Origin of the sequence: Peribacillus sp. NJ4 (genome assembly GCF_030348345.1) — a bacterium.
Classification (GTDB): Bacteria; Bacillota; Bacilli; order Bacillales; family DSM-1321; genus Peribacillus.
Window position 1 is genome coordinate 1 of the sequence record NZ_JAUCFQ010000001.1, and the last position, 19,186, is coordinate 19,186.

At 41.2% G+C, this 19,186-nt stretch carries 18 protein-coding genes and 2 tRNA genes; 2 read left to right on the plus strand and 18 right to left on the minus strand.

Translation table 11 applies throughout. The features are described from left to right. Nucleotides 1–374 precede the first annotated feature (374 nt). The 16 genes from lysS to spoIIE form a co-directional block, all read right to left on the minus strand. A complete protein-coding gene (gene lysS / locus QUF94_RS00005) occupies nucleotides 375–1,874 on the minus strand; it encodes a lysine--tRNA ligase (protein WP_289314066.1) in 1,500 nt (499 codons plus the stop codon). A 188-nt stretch (nucleotides 1,875–2,062) separates the two neighbouring features. Next, nucleotides 2,063–3,061, minus strand: coding sequence for a tRNA dihydrouridine synthase DusB (gene dusB, locus QUF94_RS00010; RefSeq protein WP_289314067.1), 999 nt, complete (start codon nucleotides 3,059–3,061; stop codon nucleotides 2,063–2,065). Nucleotides 3,062–3,085: 24 nt separating this feature from the next. Next, complete coding sequence (locus tag QUF94_RS00015) at nucleotides 3,086–3,298, minus strand: helix-turn-helix domain-containing protein (RefSeq protein WP_289314068.1); 213 nt, start codon at nucleotides 3,296–3,298, stop codon at nucleotides 3,086–3,088. Next, nucleotides 3,250–3,777, minus strand: a complete 528-nt coding sequence (gene folK, locus QUF94_RS00020; RefSeq protein ID WP_289314069.1) for a 2-amino-4-hydroxy-6-hydroxymethyldihydropteridine diphosphokinase — start codon at nucleotides 3,775–3,777, stop codon at nucleotides 3,250–3,252. The genes QUF94_RS00015 and folK overlap by 49 nt, the downstream gene beginning before the upstream one ends. Before the next feature lie 2 nt (nucleotides 3,778–3,779). Further along, on the minus strand, nucleotides 3,780–4,139 hold the full coding sequence (gene folB / locus QUF94_RS00025) for a dihydroneopterin aldolase (RefSeq protein WP_289314070.1): 360 nt from the start codon (nucleotides 4,137–4,139) through the stop codon (nucleotides 3,780–3,782). Between the two features lies 1 nt (nucleotide 4,140). After that, nucleotides 4,141–4,977: a dihydropteroate synthase gene (gene folP / locus QUF94_RS00030; protein ID WP_289314071.1), complete on the minus strand. Its 837-nt coding sequence runs from the start codon at nucleotides 4,975–4,977 to the stop codon at nucleotides 4,141–4,143. Between the two features lie 162 nt (nucleotides 4,978–5,139). Then, on the minus strand, nucleotides 5,140–6,066 hold the full coding sequence (cysK, locus tag QUF94_RS00035; protein ID WP_289314072.1) for a cysteine synthase A: 927 nt from the start codon (nucleotides 6,064–6,066) through the stop codon (nucleotides 5,140–5,142). A gap of 129 nt (nucleotides 6,067–6,195) precedes the next feature. Further along, a complete protein-coding gene (locus QUF94_RS00040) occupies nucleotides 6,196–7,092 on the minus strand; it encodes a peptidyl-prolyl cis-trans isomerase (RefSeq protein ID WP_289314073.1) in 897 nt (298 codons plus the stop codon). A gap of 19 nt (nucleotides 7,093–7,111) precedes the next feature. Beyond that, nucleotides 7,112–7,993: an Hsp33 family molecular chaperone HslO gene (hslO, locus tag QUF94_RS00045; protein ID WP_289314074.1), complete on the minus strand. Its 882-nt coding sequence runs from the start codon at nucleotides 7,991–7,993 to the stop codon at nucleotides 7,112–7,114. Between the two features lie 26 nt (nucleotides 7,994–8,019). After that, on the minus strand, nucleotides 8,020–8,799 hold the full coding sequence (locus QUF94_RS00050; RefSeq protein ID WP_289314075.1) for a type III pantothenate kinase: 780 nt from the start codon (nucleotides 8,797–8,799) through the stop codon (nucleotides 8,020–8,022). A 175-nt stretch (nucleotides 8,800–8,974) separates the two neighbouring features. Beyond that, nucleotides 8,975–11,035 carry an ATP-dependent zinc metalloprotease FtsH gene (ftsH, locus tag QUF94_RS00055; RefSeq protein WP_289314076.1) on the minus strand — a complete coding sequence of 687 codons (2,061 nt, stop codon included), beginning with the start codon at nucleotides 11,033–11,035 and terminating at the stop codon, nucleotides 8,975–8,977. A gap of 117 nt (nucleotides 11,036–11,152) precedes the next feature. Next, complete coding sequence (hpt, locus tag QUF94_RS00060) at nucleotides 11,153–11,692, minus strand: hypoxanthine phosphoribosyltransferase (protein ID WP_137018539.1); 540 nt, start codon at nucleotides 11,690–11,692, stop codon at nucleotides 11,153–11,155. Nucleotides 11,693–11,723: 31 nt separating this feature from the next. Continuing rightward, complete coding sequence (gene tilS, locus QUF94_RS00065; protein WP_289314077.1) at nucleotides 11,724–13,118, minus strand: tRNA lysidine(34) synthetase TilS; 1,395 nt, start codon at nucleotides 13,116–13,118, stop codon at nucleotides 11,724–11,726. Nucleotides 13,119–13,208: 90 nt separating this feature from the next. Continuing rightward, nucleotides 13,209–14,207 carry a protein kinase domain-containing protein gene (locus QUF94_RS00070; RefSeq protein WP_353957645.1) on the minus strand — a complete coding sequence of 333 codons (999 nt, stop codon included), beginning with the start codon at nucleotides 14,205–14,207 and terminating at the stop codon, nucleotides 13,209–13,211. Then, nucleotides 14,173–14,910 (minus strand): VWA domain-containing protein, encoded by a 738-nt coding sequence (locus QUF94_RS00075; RefSeq protein ID WP_353957646.1) that lies wholly within the window; start codon nucleotides 14,908–14,910, stop codon nucleotides 14,173–14,175. The genes QUF94_RS00070 and QUF94_RS00075 overlap by 35 nt, the downstream gene beginning before the upstream one ends. Nucleotides 14,911–15,093: 183 nt before the next feature. After that, on the minus strand, nucleotides 15,094–17,568 hold the full coding sequence (spoIIE, locus tag QUF94_RS00080) for a stage II sporulation protein E (RefSeq protein WP_289314078.1): 2,475 nt from the start codon (nucleotides 17,566–17,568) through the stop codon (nucleotides 15,094–15,096). A 327-nt stretch (nucleotides 17,569–17,895) separates the two neighbouring features. Between spoIIE and QUF94_RS00085 the strand changes: the two genes are divergently transcribed. Together QUF94_RS00085 and QUF94_RS00090 are read left to right on the plus strand one after the other, a co-directional pair. Beyond that, nucleotides 17,896–17,969 (plus strand) — tRNA-Met (locus QUF94_RS00085). A 20-nt stretch (nucleotides 17,970–17,989) separates the two neighbouring features. Then, nucleotides 17,990–18,061, plus strand: a tRNA-Glu gene (locus QUF94_RS00090). Between the two features lie 198 nt (nucleotides 18,062–18,259). On the opposite strand, the gene QUF94_RS00095 is transcribed toward QUF94_RS00090, so the two are convergent. Together QUF94_RS00095 and QUF94_RS00100 are read right to left on the minus strand one after the other, a co-directional pair. After that, nucleotides 18,260–18,715 (minus strand): S1 domain-containing RNA-binding protein, encoded by a 456-nt coding sequence (locus QUF94_RS00095; protein WP_289314079.1) that lies wholly within the window; start codon nucleotides 18,713–18,715, stop codon nucleotides 18,260–18,262. A gap of 81 nt (nucleotides 18,716–18,796) precedes the next feature. Then, nucleotides 18,797–19,183: an FtsB family cell division protein gene (locus QUF94_RS00100; protein ID WP_289314080.1), complete on the minus strand. Its 387-nt coding sequence runs from the start codon at nucleotides 19,181–19,183 to the stop codon at nucleotides 18,797–18,799. Between the last annotated feature and the right edge of the window lie 3 nt (nucleotides 19,184–19,186).

Here is a 19,186-nt window from a genome sequence, read left to right on the forward strand (position 1 = left end):
ATTTAACGTTGGCGCTTTGTTTTGTTCAGTTTTCAAAGAGCAATGTCTTTCGAAACAGCTTATTTATAATAACATTTTTCATTACTTTAAGTCAACAACTTTTTTAAAACTTTTTTAAAGTTTGTAATCCGTTTGCAACTCGTTCGTAACGACAGATATAAATATAACACCATTACGTTAACTGCGCAATACCTTTTATAAAGTTTTTTGAGATAATGTTGTTTTTCTTTCAAACCCTAGAATCCAATCACTTAAAAGACATGAAATTATAATTAAAAAACAAAAACCGAATCGGACATACCAGGTTCATGAGTTAAACCCCATGAACCCAGCCATTCGAATTCGGCCCTGCAATCATTACTCATCTTGCATTATTAGCGATGTCTCATTAGCGGGAATAACAGGACGTCACGTATAGAAGGAGAATTGGTCAATAGCATAACCAAACGGTCAACACCAATTCCCAATCCGCCAGTTGGCGGCATTCCGTATTCTAACGCCTCCAAGAAATCTTCATCCATTTCATGTGCCTCATCATTACCTTGCTCTCGCTCTTTCAATTGAGCTTCAAAACGCTGACGTTGATCAATAGGGTCATTTAGTTCCGTGAAGGCATTTGCATGCTCCCTACCTACAATGAATAACTCAAAACGATCTGTGAAACGGGAATCTTCCGGATTTTTCTTTGCCAACGGAGAGATTTCCACTGGATGTCCATAAATGAATGTAGGTTGAATTAACTTATCTTCTACCTTCTGTTCAAAGAATTCATTTACAATATGACCAAACTCCATGGATTCCTTAACTTCAATCCCATTTTCTTTAGCGAGCTGTTGGGCTTCTTCTTTGCTCATTTGAGTCCAGAAGTCCACACCTGTATATTCTTTTACAGCGTCAACCATGTGAAGTCGTTTCCATTCCGGTTTTAACTCTATCTCATACTCCCCATACTGGATGGAAGTCGTCCCTAGAACTTCTTGGGCTATATGGGCAATCAGGTTTTCCGTTAAGCTCATGATATCTTGGTAATCCGCATATGCCTCGTATAATTCAATCAATGTGAATTCAGGATTGTGTCTTGTAGATACTCCTTCATTCCTGAAAACCCGGCCAATTTCATAAACTTTCTCTAAACCGCCAACGATTAAGCGTTTCAGATGAAGCTCGATGGCAATCCTTAAATTCAAAGGCATATCCAAAGCATTATGGTGAGTAAGGAAAGGGCGTGCAGCAGCTCCACCGGCAACAGAGTGCAACAGAGGCGTCTCCACTTCAAGGTATCCATGATCGTCCAAATATCGTCTCATGGCTTGTACAATACGACTGCGCATGATCAACGTATTTTTACTTTCCTCATTTGTAATTAAATCAACATAACGTTTCCGATAACGCTCTTCAACATCCTTCAGGCCATGAAATTTATCAGGCAAAGGGCGAAGCGCCTTTGCAAGGAACACATATTCTTTAGCTTTAATGGAAAGTTCCCCGACTTTTGTTTTGAAAATAACGCCAGTGACCCCTACGATATCGCCAAGATCTGTTTGGTTGAAAATTTGGTAAGAATCTTCACCTATTTTATCTAAACGGACGTAGATTTGGATTTGACCACTAATATCCTGGATATGGGCAAATCCCGCTTTCCCTTTTCCACGCTTAGTCATGACACGGCCAGCGATCGTAACTTCGATTTCTTTTTCTTCAAGATCTTCTTTTTCTAATTCCCCATAAGCACTAACTATCTCCTGAGTGTTATGCGTGCGCTCGAATCTGCTCCCGAAAGGGTCTTGTCCATTATCAATCATGGCCTGCATTTTATCGCGTCTTACCTGCAGTTGGTCATTCAATTCTTCATGACTCACGAAAATCATCTCCATCTTTATTAATAAACGCTTTATATAATTAATCAAAAATTCTTTTGCATACGTATTTATTCTTACATAAAGTAAAGGAATTCAACAGCTTTTTATCTTAAAAAGTTGTATATGTACATATAAAAACTGCCAGGATTACTGGCAGTTCAAGATAAGCGTATTATAGGAAAACAGGAAGGTAATGTCAAACATCAGACCATTTGGATATTCTGTTGCTTCGCTTCAATATCATCAACAAGTCCATAAAGAAGACTTACAACATCTTCCCTTGTTTCACAATCATTAATCCCTTTACGAGCCATAGCATTCCCTTTAACACCTTTTAAATACCAAGATGCATGCTTACGCATTTCACGAACGGCAACATTTTCATTTTTCAATGCTATTAGACGATCCATATGAAGTACGCAAACATCCATCTTTTCACGAACTGATGGTTCATCCATCAGTTGACCAGTTTCTAAATATTTTACAGTCCGGTAAATCATCCACGGGTTACCTAGAGCTGCACGGCCAATCATGACTCCGTCAACACCAGTTTCCTTCAGCATTCTTTCCGCATCCTGCGGAGTTTCCACATCACCGTTCCCGATAAGTGGAATATTAATCGATTTCTTCACTTCACGGATGATGTCCCAGTTAGCTTTTCCTTCATACATTTGAACCCGAGTTCTACCATGCATGGAAACAGCTTTACCACCTGCACGCTCCACAGCCTGAGCATTTTGAATGGCAAAAACATGCTCCTCATCCCAGCCTATGCGCATTTTCACCGTTACCGGCTTTTCAACTGCATCTACCACTGCCGAAACCATCTCATAAATTTTGTTTGGATCGAGAAGCCACTTCGCACCCGCATCACATTTAGTGATCTTAGGGACTGGGCAACCCATGTTGATATCAATGATGTCAGCATTTGTATTTTTATCTACAAACTGTGCAGCTTCGACCAAAGATTTCTTTTCTCCGCCAAAGATTTGCAAACTCAATGGCTTCTCTCTTTCATCTATATAAAGCATATTCATCGTTTTAGCATTTTGAAGTACGATTCCCTTGTCACTAACCATCTCCGCACAAACTAAACCAGCACCAAATTCCTTGACGGTCAAGCGGAATGCTGAGTTACAGACTCCCGCCATCGGTGCTAGCACTACCGGATTCTTCATTTCTATATCGCCTATTTTTAACACGTTGTCACCTCCTATAGCATTCTTTCATCTATCCTCAGGTGGCTGAAGCTCCTCAATGGAAACATGAAGAATTTCCGCCACTTCCAGTAAAAATGCCTCAGAAGGGTTGCGGTTCCCTCGTTCGACTTCTCCCAGCAAGGAAACGGAAACACCTATTTCTTTCGCAAACCCTTCCTGGGTATAACCCTTTAACTTTCGAAAAGCGCGAATACGCCTTCCCCATTTTTCACCTTCCATAATCGAACTCCTTCTTTATCCGAAATCTGTTCAAGCAGGTCGCTCAAAGGTACATGCATTTGCGGAAGTGAGATATCAGGGTCCACTTCCATTAAGGGCACGATAACAAAAGCCCTCTCGTGCATACGAGGGTGCGGGACTGAAAGAATCTCTGTCTCAATATTTTCATGATTATATAACAAAATGTCAAGGTCTAAAGTACGGGGACCCCATCTGATTTCCCTTTTTCTCCCTAAATCTTGTTCAATTTTCATACAAGCATGAAGTAATTCCTCGGGTTCTAAATCGGTTATCACTTTAAGGACAGCATTTAAAAAACAGTCCTGATCGGCATATCCTATCGGGTCCGTTTCATATAAAGAAGAGCAGGCCACCAACTTGATATGTGGATTTTTAGATAATAATTGGAAAGCCCTTCGGAATGTTTCAAGGCGATCCCCTAAGTTCGACCCTATTGAAAGGTAAGCAATATTTACCACAGTCAGCGTCCCCTTACAATCTCTATGGCAACTGAATCATAGTGACCCGCTATCGGGGGATCTGGTTTATAAACCTTCACTGTGCATGTCTCGATGGAAGAATATTTATTAAGTAGTTCAGAGGCAATTTTTTCAGCGACAGCTTCCACTAACTTAAAAGGTTCTCCCTCCACAATACTTTTACACACTTCATATAACTCGCCATAGTTGATTGAGTCTTCAAGGTTGTCACTCTTTCCTGCCTTGGCTAAATCGGTCTGGACTATTAAATCCACTTTAAACCGCTGACCAAGCTTCGTTTCTTCTGGAAATACTCCATGATAACCGTAAAACTCCATTTTATTCACATATATCTTATCCATTTCATTCACCTTTTCCTAATAGAGCATCCATCATCTTTGCAGTCCGTGCCATTTCCTTCACATCATGCACACGAACCATTTGACAGCCTTGTTGAATTCCATGGCAAATTGTAGCCGCTGTTCCTTCCATCCGCTCACTAGGCGGCAGGTCCAGAACATGTCCAATCATGGACTTTCTTGATGTGGCTAGCAGCACGGGATAACCTAATGATACCAGCTTACCAAGATTCCTCATCATTTCCAAATTTAACTTTAAATCTTTCGCAAAACCAATACCTGGATCGAGAATGATGTTTTCATCCTTGACTCCCGCATCTTTTACCAACATGATGCTTTCGAATAAATCTTGAAGTACATCCCGGACAAAATGTCCATAACCCATATTATCCCGGTTATGCATCAAGATGATCGGCACCTTATATTCCGCAGCAACCTTTGGCATCAATGAATCGGCTTTACCTCCCCAAATGTCATTTAATATATGGGCTCCTGCTTTTACCGCCGCTTCCGCTACTCTTGATTTATACGTATCGACCGATATTGGAACCTCAATATTATGGGATATGGCTTCAATAATTGGGGCGACTCTCTCTATTTCCTCTTCATCCGATATCCTCTCATAGTTAGGACGGGTGGACTCTCCGCCTACATCCAATATATCCGCTCCGTCGTTGACCATCCGTTCGGCATGCTTCAAAGCAGCATCTATCCGATTATATTTCCCGCCATCCGAAAAGGAGTCCGGTGTAACATTCAAAATCCCCATGATTAAGGTTTTATTGCTGTAATCCAAATCAAATGAACCGCATTTTATTTTTGACGCTCCAGCTAATGACATCCAACGTTCTCCTTCGCCTAAAGAAATCTATATATACGAGTTTACCCATTTACATAGGCATAGTGCAAGCTCCATGAAGATTTGGAACACTTCAGCTACTTTACTACAAAAAGAAAAGCAAAGCCCCTAAGGAACTTCGCTTCTCATTTTTAGTGTCTGGTTTTACTCAAAGTTATATAATGGTGTACTTAAATAGCGTTCACCGTTACTTGGTATGATAGCAAGTACCTTTTTGCCTTTTCCCAGTTTGTCAGCCACTTTAATGGCAGCTGCAATTGCGCCTCCAGAAGAGATTCCACCAAGGATTCCTTCCTCTTTTGCTGCGCGGCGGGCATAATCAAACGATTCCTCTGTATTGACTTGAATGATTTCGTCATAGAGATCTGTATTCAAAATACTTGGAACGAAGCCTGCACCGATTCCTTGGATTTTATGAGGTCCTGGAGTACCCCCAGATAATACTGGAGAGTCTGCAGGCTCAACAGCGTAAATTTTAATGTCAGGGTATTTTTCACGCAGGACTTCACCAGCTCCTGTTATGGTTCCGCCAGTACCGATTCCGGCAACGAATGCATCCAGGCCTTCATCACCAAAGGCTTCCACGATTTCAGGGCCAGTAGTGTTACGATGAACTTCAGGGTTGGCTTCATTCTCGAATTGCTGTGGAATGAAGTAACCTTTTTCTTTAGACAGCTCAGTTGCCCTAGCGATCGCACCCTTCATTCCTTCTGGTCCAGGTGTAAGAACTAACTCAGCCCCATAAGCGCGAAGCAAGTTACGGCGTTCCAAGCTCATCGTCTCCGGCATTACCAGAATGGATTTATAGCCCTTTGCTGCAGCTACCATCGCTAGTCCTATTCCAGTATTTCCGCTTGTTGGTTCAATGATCGTATCACCTGGCTTAAGGTTACCGTTTTTTTCTGCTGCTTCGATCATCGCAAGGGCGATGCGGTCTTTAACACTACTGCCTGGGTTAAAATACTCAAGTTTCAAATAAATATCTGCACTGTTTTCATTTTGAAGCTTGTTTAACTTAACAATAGGTGTCTGCCCAATTAAATCGATTACAGAATTAGCTATACGTGCCATTTTCTCCACTCCTTATCATTTCAATACCGAGTATGTTTATTGGTTTTATTAAATTAAAGTTACCAGTTTTAATAGTTCATTGTCAATGATTATATACTATATTCTAAATTTTCTCACACAACCATTGACCTACTTTTGTTCTTTCAATCCATAAAACCATTCTACATCAAATTCGTCCCAGAAAATTTTTCCTGAGACCGGTGCCTGAATCTGTTCAAGAGCTATTTGGCGGCGAATCTTGTCTTTGACTTCAGCATATTCATACTGCTTGCCCTCTATTCTTTCATGCAGATAGAGAACGGCCCAGCCATCTTCCGTTTGTATTGCATCACTCCACTTTTTTACCTTCAATCTTTCGGCAGCACTAATGTATTCCTTGGAGACTTGCTCGTTATCCTGTGATATGTAACCCATGTCGCCCCCTTGATTGGCAGTGAATTCATCAAGGGACTTTTCCATCGCTAAGACATCAAAAGAGACGCCTTTCTCCAGTTCACGTATGATTCGGTCTGATTGCTTTTTTGTAGACGAGGTAATATGGGAAATATGAAAAGTAGTAGGGATCCGGTAGATATCCTTATTATTATCATAATAATTCCGCATTGCTGTTTCGGAAACCGAAACGTCCTTGGTGAGGAGCTTCTCAAGGAGGAGACTCGATTGAATCTCCTGCCTCAATTGATCGCTACTTTTATTAAGAGTCTGACCTGCAGTCCCATACATCGTTTTCATCATTTTAAGTTCCCGATCGAGCTCTTCATCTGTAATTTTCACTTTATATTTTTCTGCTGCCTGTTTGACTACCTCTTTATCGACCATTTCCTCAAGTACATCTTCCCCATATCTTTTTTCAAGCTCATTAATCCACGCTTCCCGGGAAATATCCTTGGAGCCAACCTTTGCGGCCGTTTCTTCCCCAATGACGGATTTTGAAATGATTAATGGTTTTATGAAAAAGATAATGATTGTCAATAGGTTCAACAAGGCAAGGCCGGCAATAATCGCCCGAAGCTTTTGTTTAGGCAAAACCCTTATCCCCCGTCAATTATTTTTTGGTTTCTGCTTCTAGTTCCTCGAGGTCTTCCTTCGAGAATTGGTAGGTCTCATTACAAAAATGACATTGCGCCTCCGCCTGTCCCTCTGTCTCAATGATATCCCGAATCTCTTCTTGTCCAAGGCTAATCAATGCATTGGCAATTCTTTCCCTTGAACATTGACAGGAGAACTCGACATCCATTTTTTCTAAAATATTCACATTGCCCTCACCTAAAATCTCGGTTAGGATTTCTTCAGGAGTCAGGCCATTTTGAATCATCTTAGAGACAGGAGTTATCGTGCTTAGTCTACTCTCGATTTTGGATATCGTTTCATCGGATGTACCTGGCATCAATTGAATGATAAATCCACCTGCAGCAAGGATCGAATTATCCGGATTCACCAGAACCCCAACACCCACAGAAGAAGGCACCTGCTCGGAAGTAACAAAGTAATAAGTGAAGTCTTCACCTAACTCTCCCGATACAAGCGGTACTTGCCCTGAAAAGTGATCACGCAGACCAATATCTTTCACAACAGTCAACAATCCATCAGTTCCAACCGCTTTCCTGACATCAAGCTTCCCTTGTTCATTCAAATCAAAATGGGTTTGCGGGTGAGTGACATATCCGCGGACTTCTCCTTTGGCATTGCTGTCGACCAGGATGGATCCAATCGGGCCACCACCCTCGATTTTAATCGTCAGCTTTTCTTCACCTTTTAACATTCCGCCCATCATTACACCTGCAGTCATTGCACGCCCAAGGGCAGCGGAAGCAGTAGGCCATGTATAATGGCGTCGCTGAGCTTCTCCTACAGTATCAGTTGTTGAAACAGCATATGCCCGAACCTGTCCTTCATAGCCTAACGCCTTTATTAGATAATCCTTCATTTATTTTGCTCCTTCCATGCTGTGTATTACTTCTTCACTTGCTCACGATTTCGTTTATAAATCAGCTGCAGCCCCTTTAGGGTCAAAAATGGCTCAACAACGTCAATGACAGTAGACTCATTAGCAATTAGGGTAGCCAGTCCACCTGTCGCTATTACCGTTGGTTCTAGATTACTTTGCGCCTTAATTCGATTAACGATTCCTTCAACCTGTCCAACATACCCATATAAAATACCAGACTGCATGGCAGATACCGTATTTTTCCCAATGATTCCTTCAGGTCGGCTGATTTCTATCCTTGGAAGTTTGGCTGCTTTTGAATAAAGTGCTTCTGTGGAAATGTTTATACCCGGAGCAATTGCTCCTCCCATGTATTGTTTATCCTCATTTATATAGCAATATGTAGTTGCCGTTCCAAAATCCACGATAATGAGAGGGCTTCCATATTCCTGAATGCCAGCAACAGCATTAACGATTCGGTCAGCTCCCACCTCACGGGGATTTTCGTATTTAATATTCAATCCAGTTTTAATTCCAGGTCCAACTATAAGCGGTTTAACTCCAAAGTATTTTTTGCACATACGTTCAAGTGCAAACATAATAGGCGGAACTACCGAAGAAATGATGATTCCATCAAATTGATCAAACGAAAGACCTTCATGTTGCAGCAAAGACTTTATGACCATTCCATACTCATCTTCTGTCTTGTTACGGCTAGTCTCAATTCGCCAATGATATTTTAAAATATCTTCATCGTATACGCCTAATACAGTATTCGTATTCCCAACATCCAATACAAAAATCATCGTTTCATCACTCCGGTAAATTATTCTCCAACATCATACCACACTGTTATTTCCCACGCTATCAGTCGCACTTTTCGAATGGTACCCCAGCATCTCTTTCTTATATCCCAAATTCATTTAAGGGTTAAGAAAAGGGTATTTCCGAGGCGGAAATACCCTTTTGAATTTAGTCGATTTAAGACTTTTTATTGTCATCTTCGTTCGGGAAGGAAAGCGGCTGATCTTGAGGTGTACCTTCTTTGATTGGAGGAGTATTCAATCCTTCCTCCGTTATTTCAAGGTCCTCAGGTCCTCTCTTATCCAATGGATCTAATAGGGCCTCTTTTTCTTCCTTCTTCGTATTAATGTTCACCTTAACATTCTCATCAGTGGTTAAATTCCCATTTAGAGCGGTATAATCCCGTTCTGGCAATTTACCGTTATGGAATAAACTTTTGATTTGTTCAGCATCAAGTGTTTCCACTTCAAGCAAGGTTTTTGCAACCAAATCAAGTTTTTCACGATTTTCAGTAAGAATCTTCTTACATCTTTCGTAAGCTTCCCTGATGATACGTTGAATTTCAAGATCGATTTCATATGCGATTGCATCTGAATAATTTTGATCATTGTTGAAATCACGGCCTAGGAAGACCTGACCTTGAGAATTACCGAATTGAAGAGGTCCGAGCTTACTCATACCATATTCCATAACCATGCTTCGAGCTATGCCCGTTGCACGTTGGAAGTCATTATGAGCACCGGTACTCACTTCTCCGAATGTTACTTCTTCGGATACGCGGCCACCCAAAAGTCCTACGATTTTATCTTTAAGTTCAGGTTCCGTCATGAAGAAACGATCTTCTTTCGGCAGCATAACTGCATAACCGCCAGCTTGACCACGAGGGACAATCGTAACTTTATGAACGACTTCCGCATCATCCAGAACCAATCCAATAATGGTATGGCCCGCTTCATGCCATGCAACAATATTCCGTTCCTTTTTGGAAATGACACGATTTTTCTTGGCAGGCCCCGCGATAACGCGATCCGAAGCTTCATCCAAATCGGACATGTCGATCTTCTTCTTATCTTGACGGGCAGCTACAAGCGCCGCTTCATTCAGTAAGTTTTCAAGATCTGCACCAGAAAACCCTGGTGTACGCTGAGCGATTGCTTTCAAATCGACTGTTTCTGCTAAAGGTTTATTACGTGCATGCACTTTCAGGACTTCTTCACGGCCCTTAACATCAGGGCGGCCTACCGTTATTTGACGGTCAAAACGTCCTGGACGCAATAATGCCGGATCCAATACATCAGCACGGTTAGTTGCAGCAATGATAATGATTCCTTCATTCCCACCGAAACCATCCATTTCTACCAGTAGTTGGTTCAGTGTTTGTTCACGTTCATCATGACCGCCACCAAGACCTGCGCCACGTTGACGTCCTACTGCATCAATTTCATCGATAAAGATGATACATGGTGCATTCTTCTTAGCATTTTCAAACAAATCACGAACACGGGATGCACCGACACCCACAAACATTTCAACAAAATCAGAACCACTGATTGAGAAGAAAGGAGTACCGGCTTCACCAGCTACTGCCCGTGCAAGTAAAGTTTTACCTGTACCAGGAGGCCCAACTAAAAGTACCCCTTTAGGAATACGGGCTCCGAGCTCGGCATATTTGCGAGGATCTTTTAAGAATTCAACGACCTCGACAAGTTCCTGCTTTTCTTCGTCCGCTCCGGCAACATCATTGAAGCGTACTTTTTTCTTATCATCATTATACAATTTCGCCTTACTTTTCCCGAAGTTCATGACACGGCCACCACCGCCGCCCTGAGCTTGGTTAAGTAAAAAGAAGAAGAGGATAAAAATGATTACAAATGGAATGATGGAAGTGAAAAATGTCACCCAACCACTTGTCTTTTCTGGAGGTTCAACAGTGATGATGTCTTTATCCAACTTGGTAACGGCATCATTAATTCGACTCTGCGAATATTCACTGAAAGGCACGTAAGTCACAAAGAATTTATTTTCCTCATAACCTTTGAGCTTCCCTGTGATTTCAAAAACACTGCTTTCGGGCTGCATCGTTAGTGCTGTGACGTCCCCACTCTCCAAATGCTTATAGAATTCATCTTGGGTCATTTTCTCTGTTGGTTCATTGTTATTATTAAAGATGCTTACAATCCCAATGATGACCAAAAAGATCAGTAAATAAAATATGGTATTACGGAAGATCCGATTCATCCCTTACCTCCTCCCACGGGTAAACAAACTATAGTAAATACTATCATACAAAATTAATGAATTACAATAATTTAACACCGCTGTTTTTATCTGGTCTTCTCTTTCAAACAGGTACGATTAATTCGAGTAAATTTCAGGCTTCAATATGCCAATATACGGGAGATTACGATACTTTTCTGCAAAATCAAGACCATATCCGACAACAAATGCATCCGGAACGATAAACCCAGCATAGTCCGGAGTGATATCCGCTTTCCTGCCTGTTGGTTTATCCAATAAGGTAACGATTTTAATTGATTTTGCTTTTCGATAACGGAAAAGTTCCGCAAGATAGCTAAGGGTTAAACCGCTGTCGATAATATCTTCGATGATTAAAATATCCCGGCCTTCTACAGATGTATCAAGATCTTTGATGATTTTCACTTCACCGGAAGATACAGTGGAGTTACCATAGCTTGAAACATCCATAAAGTCCATTTCAAGATGTGTATCCACTCGTTTCAGTAAATCTGACATAAATGGCATAGCGCCTTTCAGCACTCCGATGGCCAACGGGAACTTTCCTTGGTAATCAGCTTCAAGCTGCGCACCCAGTTCCCTGATTTTTTTTTGAAGTTCTTCCTCAGTTATTAAAACTTTTTCAATGTCGTTTTGCATGGTCATGTAATTAATTGCCCCCCATGAAGAATTAAGCTTTTTTATATTCTAAGTAGATTAAAGATTTTTCATCAGAAATTATATCCGGTTCAACATTCGATTTCTTTAAACCAGGAAGCCAAATGGCCGTTCCAGCTTGATCGATGATGACCGGCCACACATTTCTTTCTAGCATCGGGATCTTTTCATTAATAAAAATCTCCTTCAACTTTTTAGTTCCACCCAATCCCTTGACTGCCATCCGTTCGCCTTCATTCCTGGTTCGGACTGTAAGCGGGAACTGAACTGCAGATTCGGGAAGTATAAAAGAATTGTTTCCTCTAAGAGCCGGAATTTCTTCTTTTATATAGTGCGCTTTAATCTTATATCCATTCGGAAGAATAGTCTCACCGGGAATTTGTAATTTAAGGGAATATTTATGGCTTTTTTGCCGGAAAAATCTAAACGTGCAAGTTTGATATGATTTTTCAGCAATAAGGCCCTCCGGAAGATGCAATTCAGCAGATGGTTGAGGATTTAAAAACAAAACTAAAAGTTGGTCAATATGTAATGCCGAAAGCGATGAAGGTCTCTCCAAATAAAGATAGTTTAATATTAGTTGAATCGCCCTTCTTTGTAAAGGTTTAGGCATCGCGAGAACCTTATCAATCTGAATAACCGCTTGATCTTTATCCTGTTGTATCCAAACCTCGGACATTTTGCTTGAAACCAGGTTCTGAAAAAACTCTTCATCTTCATAAAGCTCTTCACTGAATCTTTGAAAATGCTCATGAACCCTTCTATTTTCTTTCTTTAAAAATGGAAGGACTTCATGTCTAAAACGATTTCTTACATAGACATCTTTTTCGTTACTCGGATCAAACCTTGGTTCAATATTATGAAGACCCGCATATTCGATAATTTGGCTTTTCGTGATTTCAAGAAAAGGCCTGATCAGGTGACCGGAATGAAAACGTCTCTTTATAGGAATACCTGCTCTTGCCTTACCTGTCGCCCCTCTTGTTAAACGCATGAGCATCGTTTCAATTTGATCATCTCCATGATGTCCCAGGACAAGGGTGGAGGCTTGATGCTTATCCATCATTTCTTCATAGAAAGCAAAACGTAACTTTCTTGACGTTATTTGGGAACTTTCCCCCGTCTGTTCCATCCTGGCAGGAACATCGATCCTTTTTCCTTCAAATGCGATGCCCCACCGTATACATATTTGCTCTACATATTTATAATCCTCATATGATTCTTCACCACGGAACATATGGTCAACACTTGCAACAATCATCTTGTAATGAAAAATAGATTGAATTTCCTTAAGGATATGGAGAAGCACCAACGAGTCCGGCCCCCCGGAAACGCCTATGAGCAACTTCGAGTTTTCCTGAATCAATTCGTTTCTATAAATGGTATTCAGAACTTTTTCCTTTAACATACAATCTTCCTTCTTTATGACAGGCATTAGTTTATACGATTCAAACATGAAATGGTTTCAACTATTCCACGCATTCATCAATTAACTATATCATAACAACTGTTCATATATGTAAAGAACATAGAGCATCGATATTATGGCAACCAGCAAAAAAGTTTCAAAAAAACCTCCCCTTTTCTTATTGGAGTAGTTTTGGGACCTTCTAGCTTGCCTCGTTGAGGGTTGGATTGTTGATGGCTGACCTGTCGCTGCCTGACTCTGGCCCTTATTCTTCAAGTTATTTTGCTTACTTATCACAGTTATCAAATCCTCCCGCATTTGGAGGGCTGAATCATACTGCCCGTGGAGTGCTTTATCCAACATCTTTCTATATGGGTGCAATTCCTTTTTCTGCTTAATCAAGTCGTTAAGCTGTCTATACCCCTCCCCTTTCTTATGGAAACGTCCAGGATAGGCAGAATTGATTATAATCATCGCCACAGCGAACAAGTCATATTGCGGATCAGCCTTTCTTGATCCAAGTCCCCAGTACCCTCTATCAAAGAACTCGGTGAATTCTTTAACAGATCGCCCAATCAAGGTGGTTCCTCCTACATCCACGCACCGGACTTTATAGGCTGGTGAAGTCACTATCAAATTCTCAGGTTTTAAATCCCCGAACACCCAGCCGTTAGTATGCAAGGCAGACAAACTGGTTAAAAGCTGAAGCATCAAGACCCCAATCCACGATGACCCTTTCTTATCGATGAAACGCAAAAAATCGTGTCCATGGATATATTCCATGACATAAAAAGGGAGCTGCTTTCCTGTTTTCATGAAATCATCCGCTTCCAAAAAGGAAGGTCCAAGGGTAGACCCCTGGACCTTTGAAAAGGATTTTAGGATATTCATCTCCGAAATAATGGACGTCCCATTATCACTGAGCTTTAAAGCATAATGACGATTTTCTCTTTCAACCAAATAGACGATCCCGTTCGCTCCACACCCCAATTCCTTAATTATTTTATACTGGTTCTTATTCCATTTTCCAGTGACCAAACTGTCAGGCAGGAGTTTACATTGATTCCTCAAAGTATTGTTCATCATCATGTGATAACAATCCCCTCAATGAACGTTTTTTATTGAAATATGTTAAAGCTTCACGAATGGCCGGACCTGTCGGAGTGAGTCCCCCAGTACTAAGCTTAGGAAAAGTTGCCGTCAAGGCTTCAAGGTTCGGGGTCCAATCCAGCAACTTTTCCACATCATTTCTTTTCCCAGGAAATACGAATACGGAAAAACGGCTGTCACCCATTCTTGCATTCATACTCAGGGAAAGATCCAATAAAGAATCTTTTACGGTAGGAAGTTTATGTTTCATGCTTGCACTGGTATCGACAAGAATCAGTACTTCGAGCTTGCTTGTTTCCCCAAGCTCATCAACCACCTCCATCACTTCCCCTCGTTTTTCCGGCGGAAGATCTTCCATCGTTCTTGAATCTCCAAGTATTTGTTGAAGTTCACGATTGATAACTCCCTGTATAGTTTGAGTCATTGCCTTTTGGGTCACCATTTGGACGGTTTGGGACAACTGCTGGGCATAGACTATTTGACTTACGCCACCTCCTGAACCAGCAATCTTCTCGATTTCCTTAAGTCCCTTTTCATCTATCACATCATTTTCCATAACACCTATGACATTGATGGTTATGCCTTCCTTCCTTGCTAACTCGGCCATGGCAGAAGGCTCCTCACCATGATTTGAACATCCGTCGGTTATAAGCAAAATCTGCCTTAATGTTCCTGCTTTCATGTTTTGCTCTCCCTTCCTTTCAATCTGTTACCATAATTGACTAAAAAGGGGGAATTTATACGCCAAAAACATACGCAATCAAGTCACATTCATGGCCTTGTGTTTATCTTTTTACCTTTTATCCGTCTTCCAATAAATCACCTCATTTATCGTTTTATTTATTTGATATATATAAACGGCCCCCTACTGGGCCTTTTTGCGTTTTGGAGAAACGGGAATCGATGCCCATTTCGGTGTATTATGTTTAATTTTGGATGTTACCACTGTCATATCATCATCTATGATCCCTTTTGTTCGGATGACCTCCTCCAATATTAAATCAGAAATTTCCTGCGGATCGTCTGTCTCCATTTCTTTTATTTTTCGTTTAAGCCAGAACTCAATATTTTCGACATGGGAGGGACCATCGAATACTCCATCGCTCATCATGATTAATATATCCCCTGCCTTCAGCTCTTCTGATACAACATCAACATCGAAATCCTGGATGATTCCCATAGGGAGGTTACTCGATTCAATTTTTATTATCCTATCCCCCCTTTTAATGAAACTCGGTATCGAACAGATTTTTAAAAACTTAGCCCTTGCGTCCTGAAGATCAATCATTGCCAAATCAAGAGTTGAAAAAATTTCATCGGTAGTGCGTAGAGATAATACGGAGTTTACGGATTTAATGGCTATTTTTTCTTCTATTCCCGATTGTAAAAATTTTTGAAGCAGCTTCAATGTCTCTGTACTCTCAAAATGGGCCCTTTCCCCATTTCCCATGCCATCACTAATGGCTATTGCGAATTTTCCGCAACCAATTTCCATGGTCGTATAACTATCTCCTGAAACAAGCCCTCCCCCCTTGGCAGCATGAGCCACACCCGTTTCGACCGTGAATTTTTTTGCTGACCTAAATATCACCTCACATTGCCCGTTTGGATACGTTGCACACTCTTCTGAATGAACGACTATCGTTTCCCCTAAAATGTCCGAAAGCATTGGTGCTATCAACTTTTCACATTCCCCTCTGCCCTGGCAGTATGGGACACTCATCTCTATATCAACATTCCCTTGTTCTAGACTGTATATTTCAACATAGCCTATATGCAGGCCAAAATCCTGGATGGCCTCCATAATTGATTCTTCATGTATATGATGATTCTTCCTTTCCCTTTGAATTTCTTTTGCAAAATCATCCATTACTGCAGAAACGCCCCGCAGCTGATCCGCAACCAGTTTCCGGCTTTCTTTCACCTGCCTTTTTAACTTTTGGTTTGCTTCAAAATAAGTAAGCTCCTGTGATATCGCCCCAATGACCTGAGGTCCGCGACTACAATATTTCCCCCATTCTTTCGAAGTCTTTTGGGGTAGTTGCCCATCATTTTCACTTAACTGAAGCATAATTTCCTGCATACCCTCATAAGTTGTATTAAAGTTCTTGGACCAGCATTGTTCCTTTTTAAAACAGAGCTGGCACGTCTTTTCCGTTACATTACTTAAGAAGTAGTCGAATTCTTTCTCATCTTCCTCCAATCTCCCCCTTTCATCCACTTGGGAAAAGCTATTTGAGAGCGCCTCGAATACATGTGAGAATTGCTCCACCCTTTGAGCGGTAACATCCCTCACTTTCCGGGCATACTGCTGCTGTTCATCGGAATTCTCGACGGTTCCCGGTATATGTTTCGCTATTTTGTTGATTATGGATGTCGGGGTTAATATAAATAAAGCCACCGCTACAAGTGATTCATAAAGGGTCACCATAATATTATTGGTGCCCTCACCATATAAACCTATCAGTGTCGTAGCGATTAAGAGGCCTGCTGCGACCCCTATCTTCCTTCCCTCCTTCAACAACCCGCCCAAAAGCCCGGAAAAAGCGAGAAGGCTCATTTGATAAAGACTTGCGATACTTGCCAAGCTGAATATCAATCCAGTAACTACACCTACAGTGGAGCCTATGGCGGCCCCTCCCGCCAGCCCGAAGAGGAGGACCAAGTATCGTGAGAATATATGGTCGAGTGATAAATCGTATATCATCCAGCCTATGGTTCCGGTCATCACCGAAGCCAGCAAGATGATGATACTGACGATTTCCTCCGTCTTTAATGATTGGGTTTTTGTCCGTACGGTTAGCAGCGGGATGGACTGTATGAAGATTAAGGTTAAGATCATGGCGAGTCCCGCCTCTACTCCTATCATCATCAGGTCGTACAGCTGAATCGTTCGAAATACCAGATATTGCTCGGCCAGGTTGACCAGGAATAGTGAAGCAAAGACGTACATCGACATCGTCTTGAATTGTCCTTCTACGGCGGGCCTCTTGATCTTATGAAATAACAGAAGCAGGAACGCCGATGCAAAGATGACTAAACTATTGGAATAGTGAACGGTCAGCCCACCTGCAATCAATCCGAATAATGCAAGTGGAGCCCTGTCACGCCTCATGAGAAAAACGGCTGCGAAAAACGGAAGTCCAAATGGTGCCAGCTGCGAAAGTATTAATGCCCGTCCTAATAAAAAACCGATAATGGCTAAAGAGATACCTTTCTTTATGAATATGTCTTCCGACTTCATTTGCAGTTGTTGGATCCAATTGATGGCTCCTGCCTTCGCTTCTTTTAACTGAACATCTCCAAGTGGTTCCATCATGGGTCTTTCTACTTTTTCCATTTCAACACCCCATTCGTATTAGTGATTTTTATTATATAGAGGGCTTGTTTATTTTTTTGTCAGAATTTTATAAGCTGATAAGAAAAACGTTCGACGAAATTCTTCTTGAACAATCATTTGTATACAGGTTTTTGTGCCTTTTTTTCCAATACAGAAACAGGTGTTCTTTTATTTTTGAAGAAAAGCAAAGTTTTTAGGTTATTTTTGCGGAAAATAACATGAATAAATAATCAGGAAATGGAAACCGACAAATTTTATTTTTTTTGTTGACATTTTTTCTTCACGAATGTAAGATATAACTTGTGCTTCAGTAGCACATACCATTTTGGCGGCGTAGCTCAGCTGGCTAGAGCGTACGGTTCATACCCGTGAGGTCGGGGGTTCGATCCCCTCTGCCGCTATCCTTTATTATTAAAATTATGGCCCGTTGGTCAAGCGGTTAAGACACCGCCCTTTCACGGCGGTAACACGGGTTCGAATCCCGTACGGGTCATCAAATACCAAAAGCGCCTCTGCACACTTATCCGAGTAAGTGTACAGAGGCGCTTTTTCTATTTATTGCCGTTGAATTCAATTCGATGAGTAAAACCTTATAAAATTAAAAGAAGACAAGCCGGCAAGCTTGCCTTTATCTACACTATGAATAATTTCACAGGAAAAGTTGCTAAACTATTATTTTTCAGCAGCAGTTTTATCCGCGTCTTCCTCCTCGACCTCCCCGTTTCGTTTCGGTGCTACGTTTAAGGGTCGTTAAGCGGTCTTCGCTATCTTTTAAGAATTTAGCCATTTTTTGCTCAAAGTTTTCCTTGGGTTGGAAACCATTACTTTTCGAGCGGAAGTCTTTGGAACGGCTGTCATTCCCTCTTCCTTGGCGCGGACGTGGTGTGTATGCAGGTTTTTGCTCACTTTCAGGTCGGTCTATCGCTTTTTTTATGGACAAGCCAATCTTGCCATCTTTCACATTGATGACTTTCACCTCAACCGTATCGCCCACTTTTAAATGATCATTGATATCTTTTACATAGTTATCAGCCACTTCACTGATATGGACAAGACCGGTTGAACCTTGAGGGAGCTCAACAAATGCACCAAAATTAGTTATGCCTGTTACTTTACCTTGTAACTTGCTGCCTACTTCGATTGACATAAAAAAAATGTTCCTCCTTAGAAATGTTAAAAAATCTCTTTCACACTATATTATAACGAAAGTAAAAAAACAGTGTCAATATTAGTCACTATCTTCCTTCCCTTTTGGAAGGGTAAAAATGATTTCACCTTTTTCAGATAAGAAATAATCACGTCTGGCTATTTTCGCTATATAGTCGTCGTCATTTAGCTTCACGATTTCTTCTTTAAGAAGGGTCTCGTCTTTTTCCAATTTAGCTAACTTTCCCTTCAATTCTTCCTTCTGTTGAACTTTCCCATCCAGTGCAACATTTTGCGTTATCATGGTGGGAACAGCCAAAATCAAAAAGACAGCGGCGAAAACTGAGTATAGAGTTAATCTACGCATTAGACCACGCTTCTTTTTTTCTACGGTTTGCACTTTTTTCTCTTCTTGAGCGACGTAGGGATTTTCTATTTTTGCCACTTTCCTTTTACGAAGGCTACTCATTTT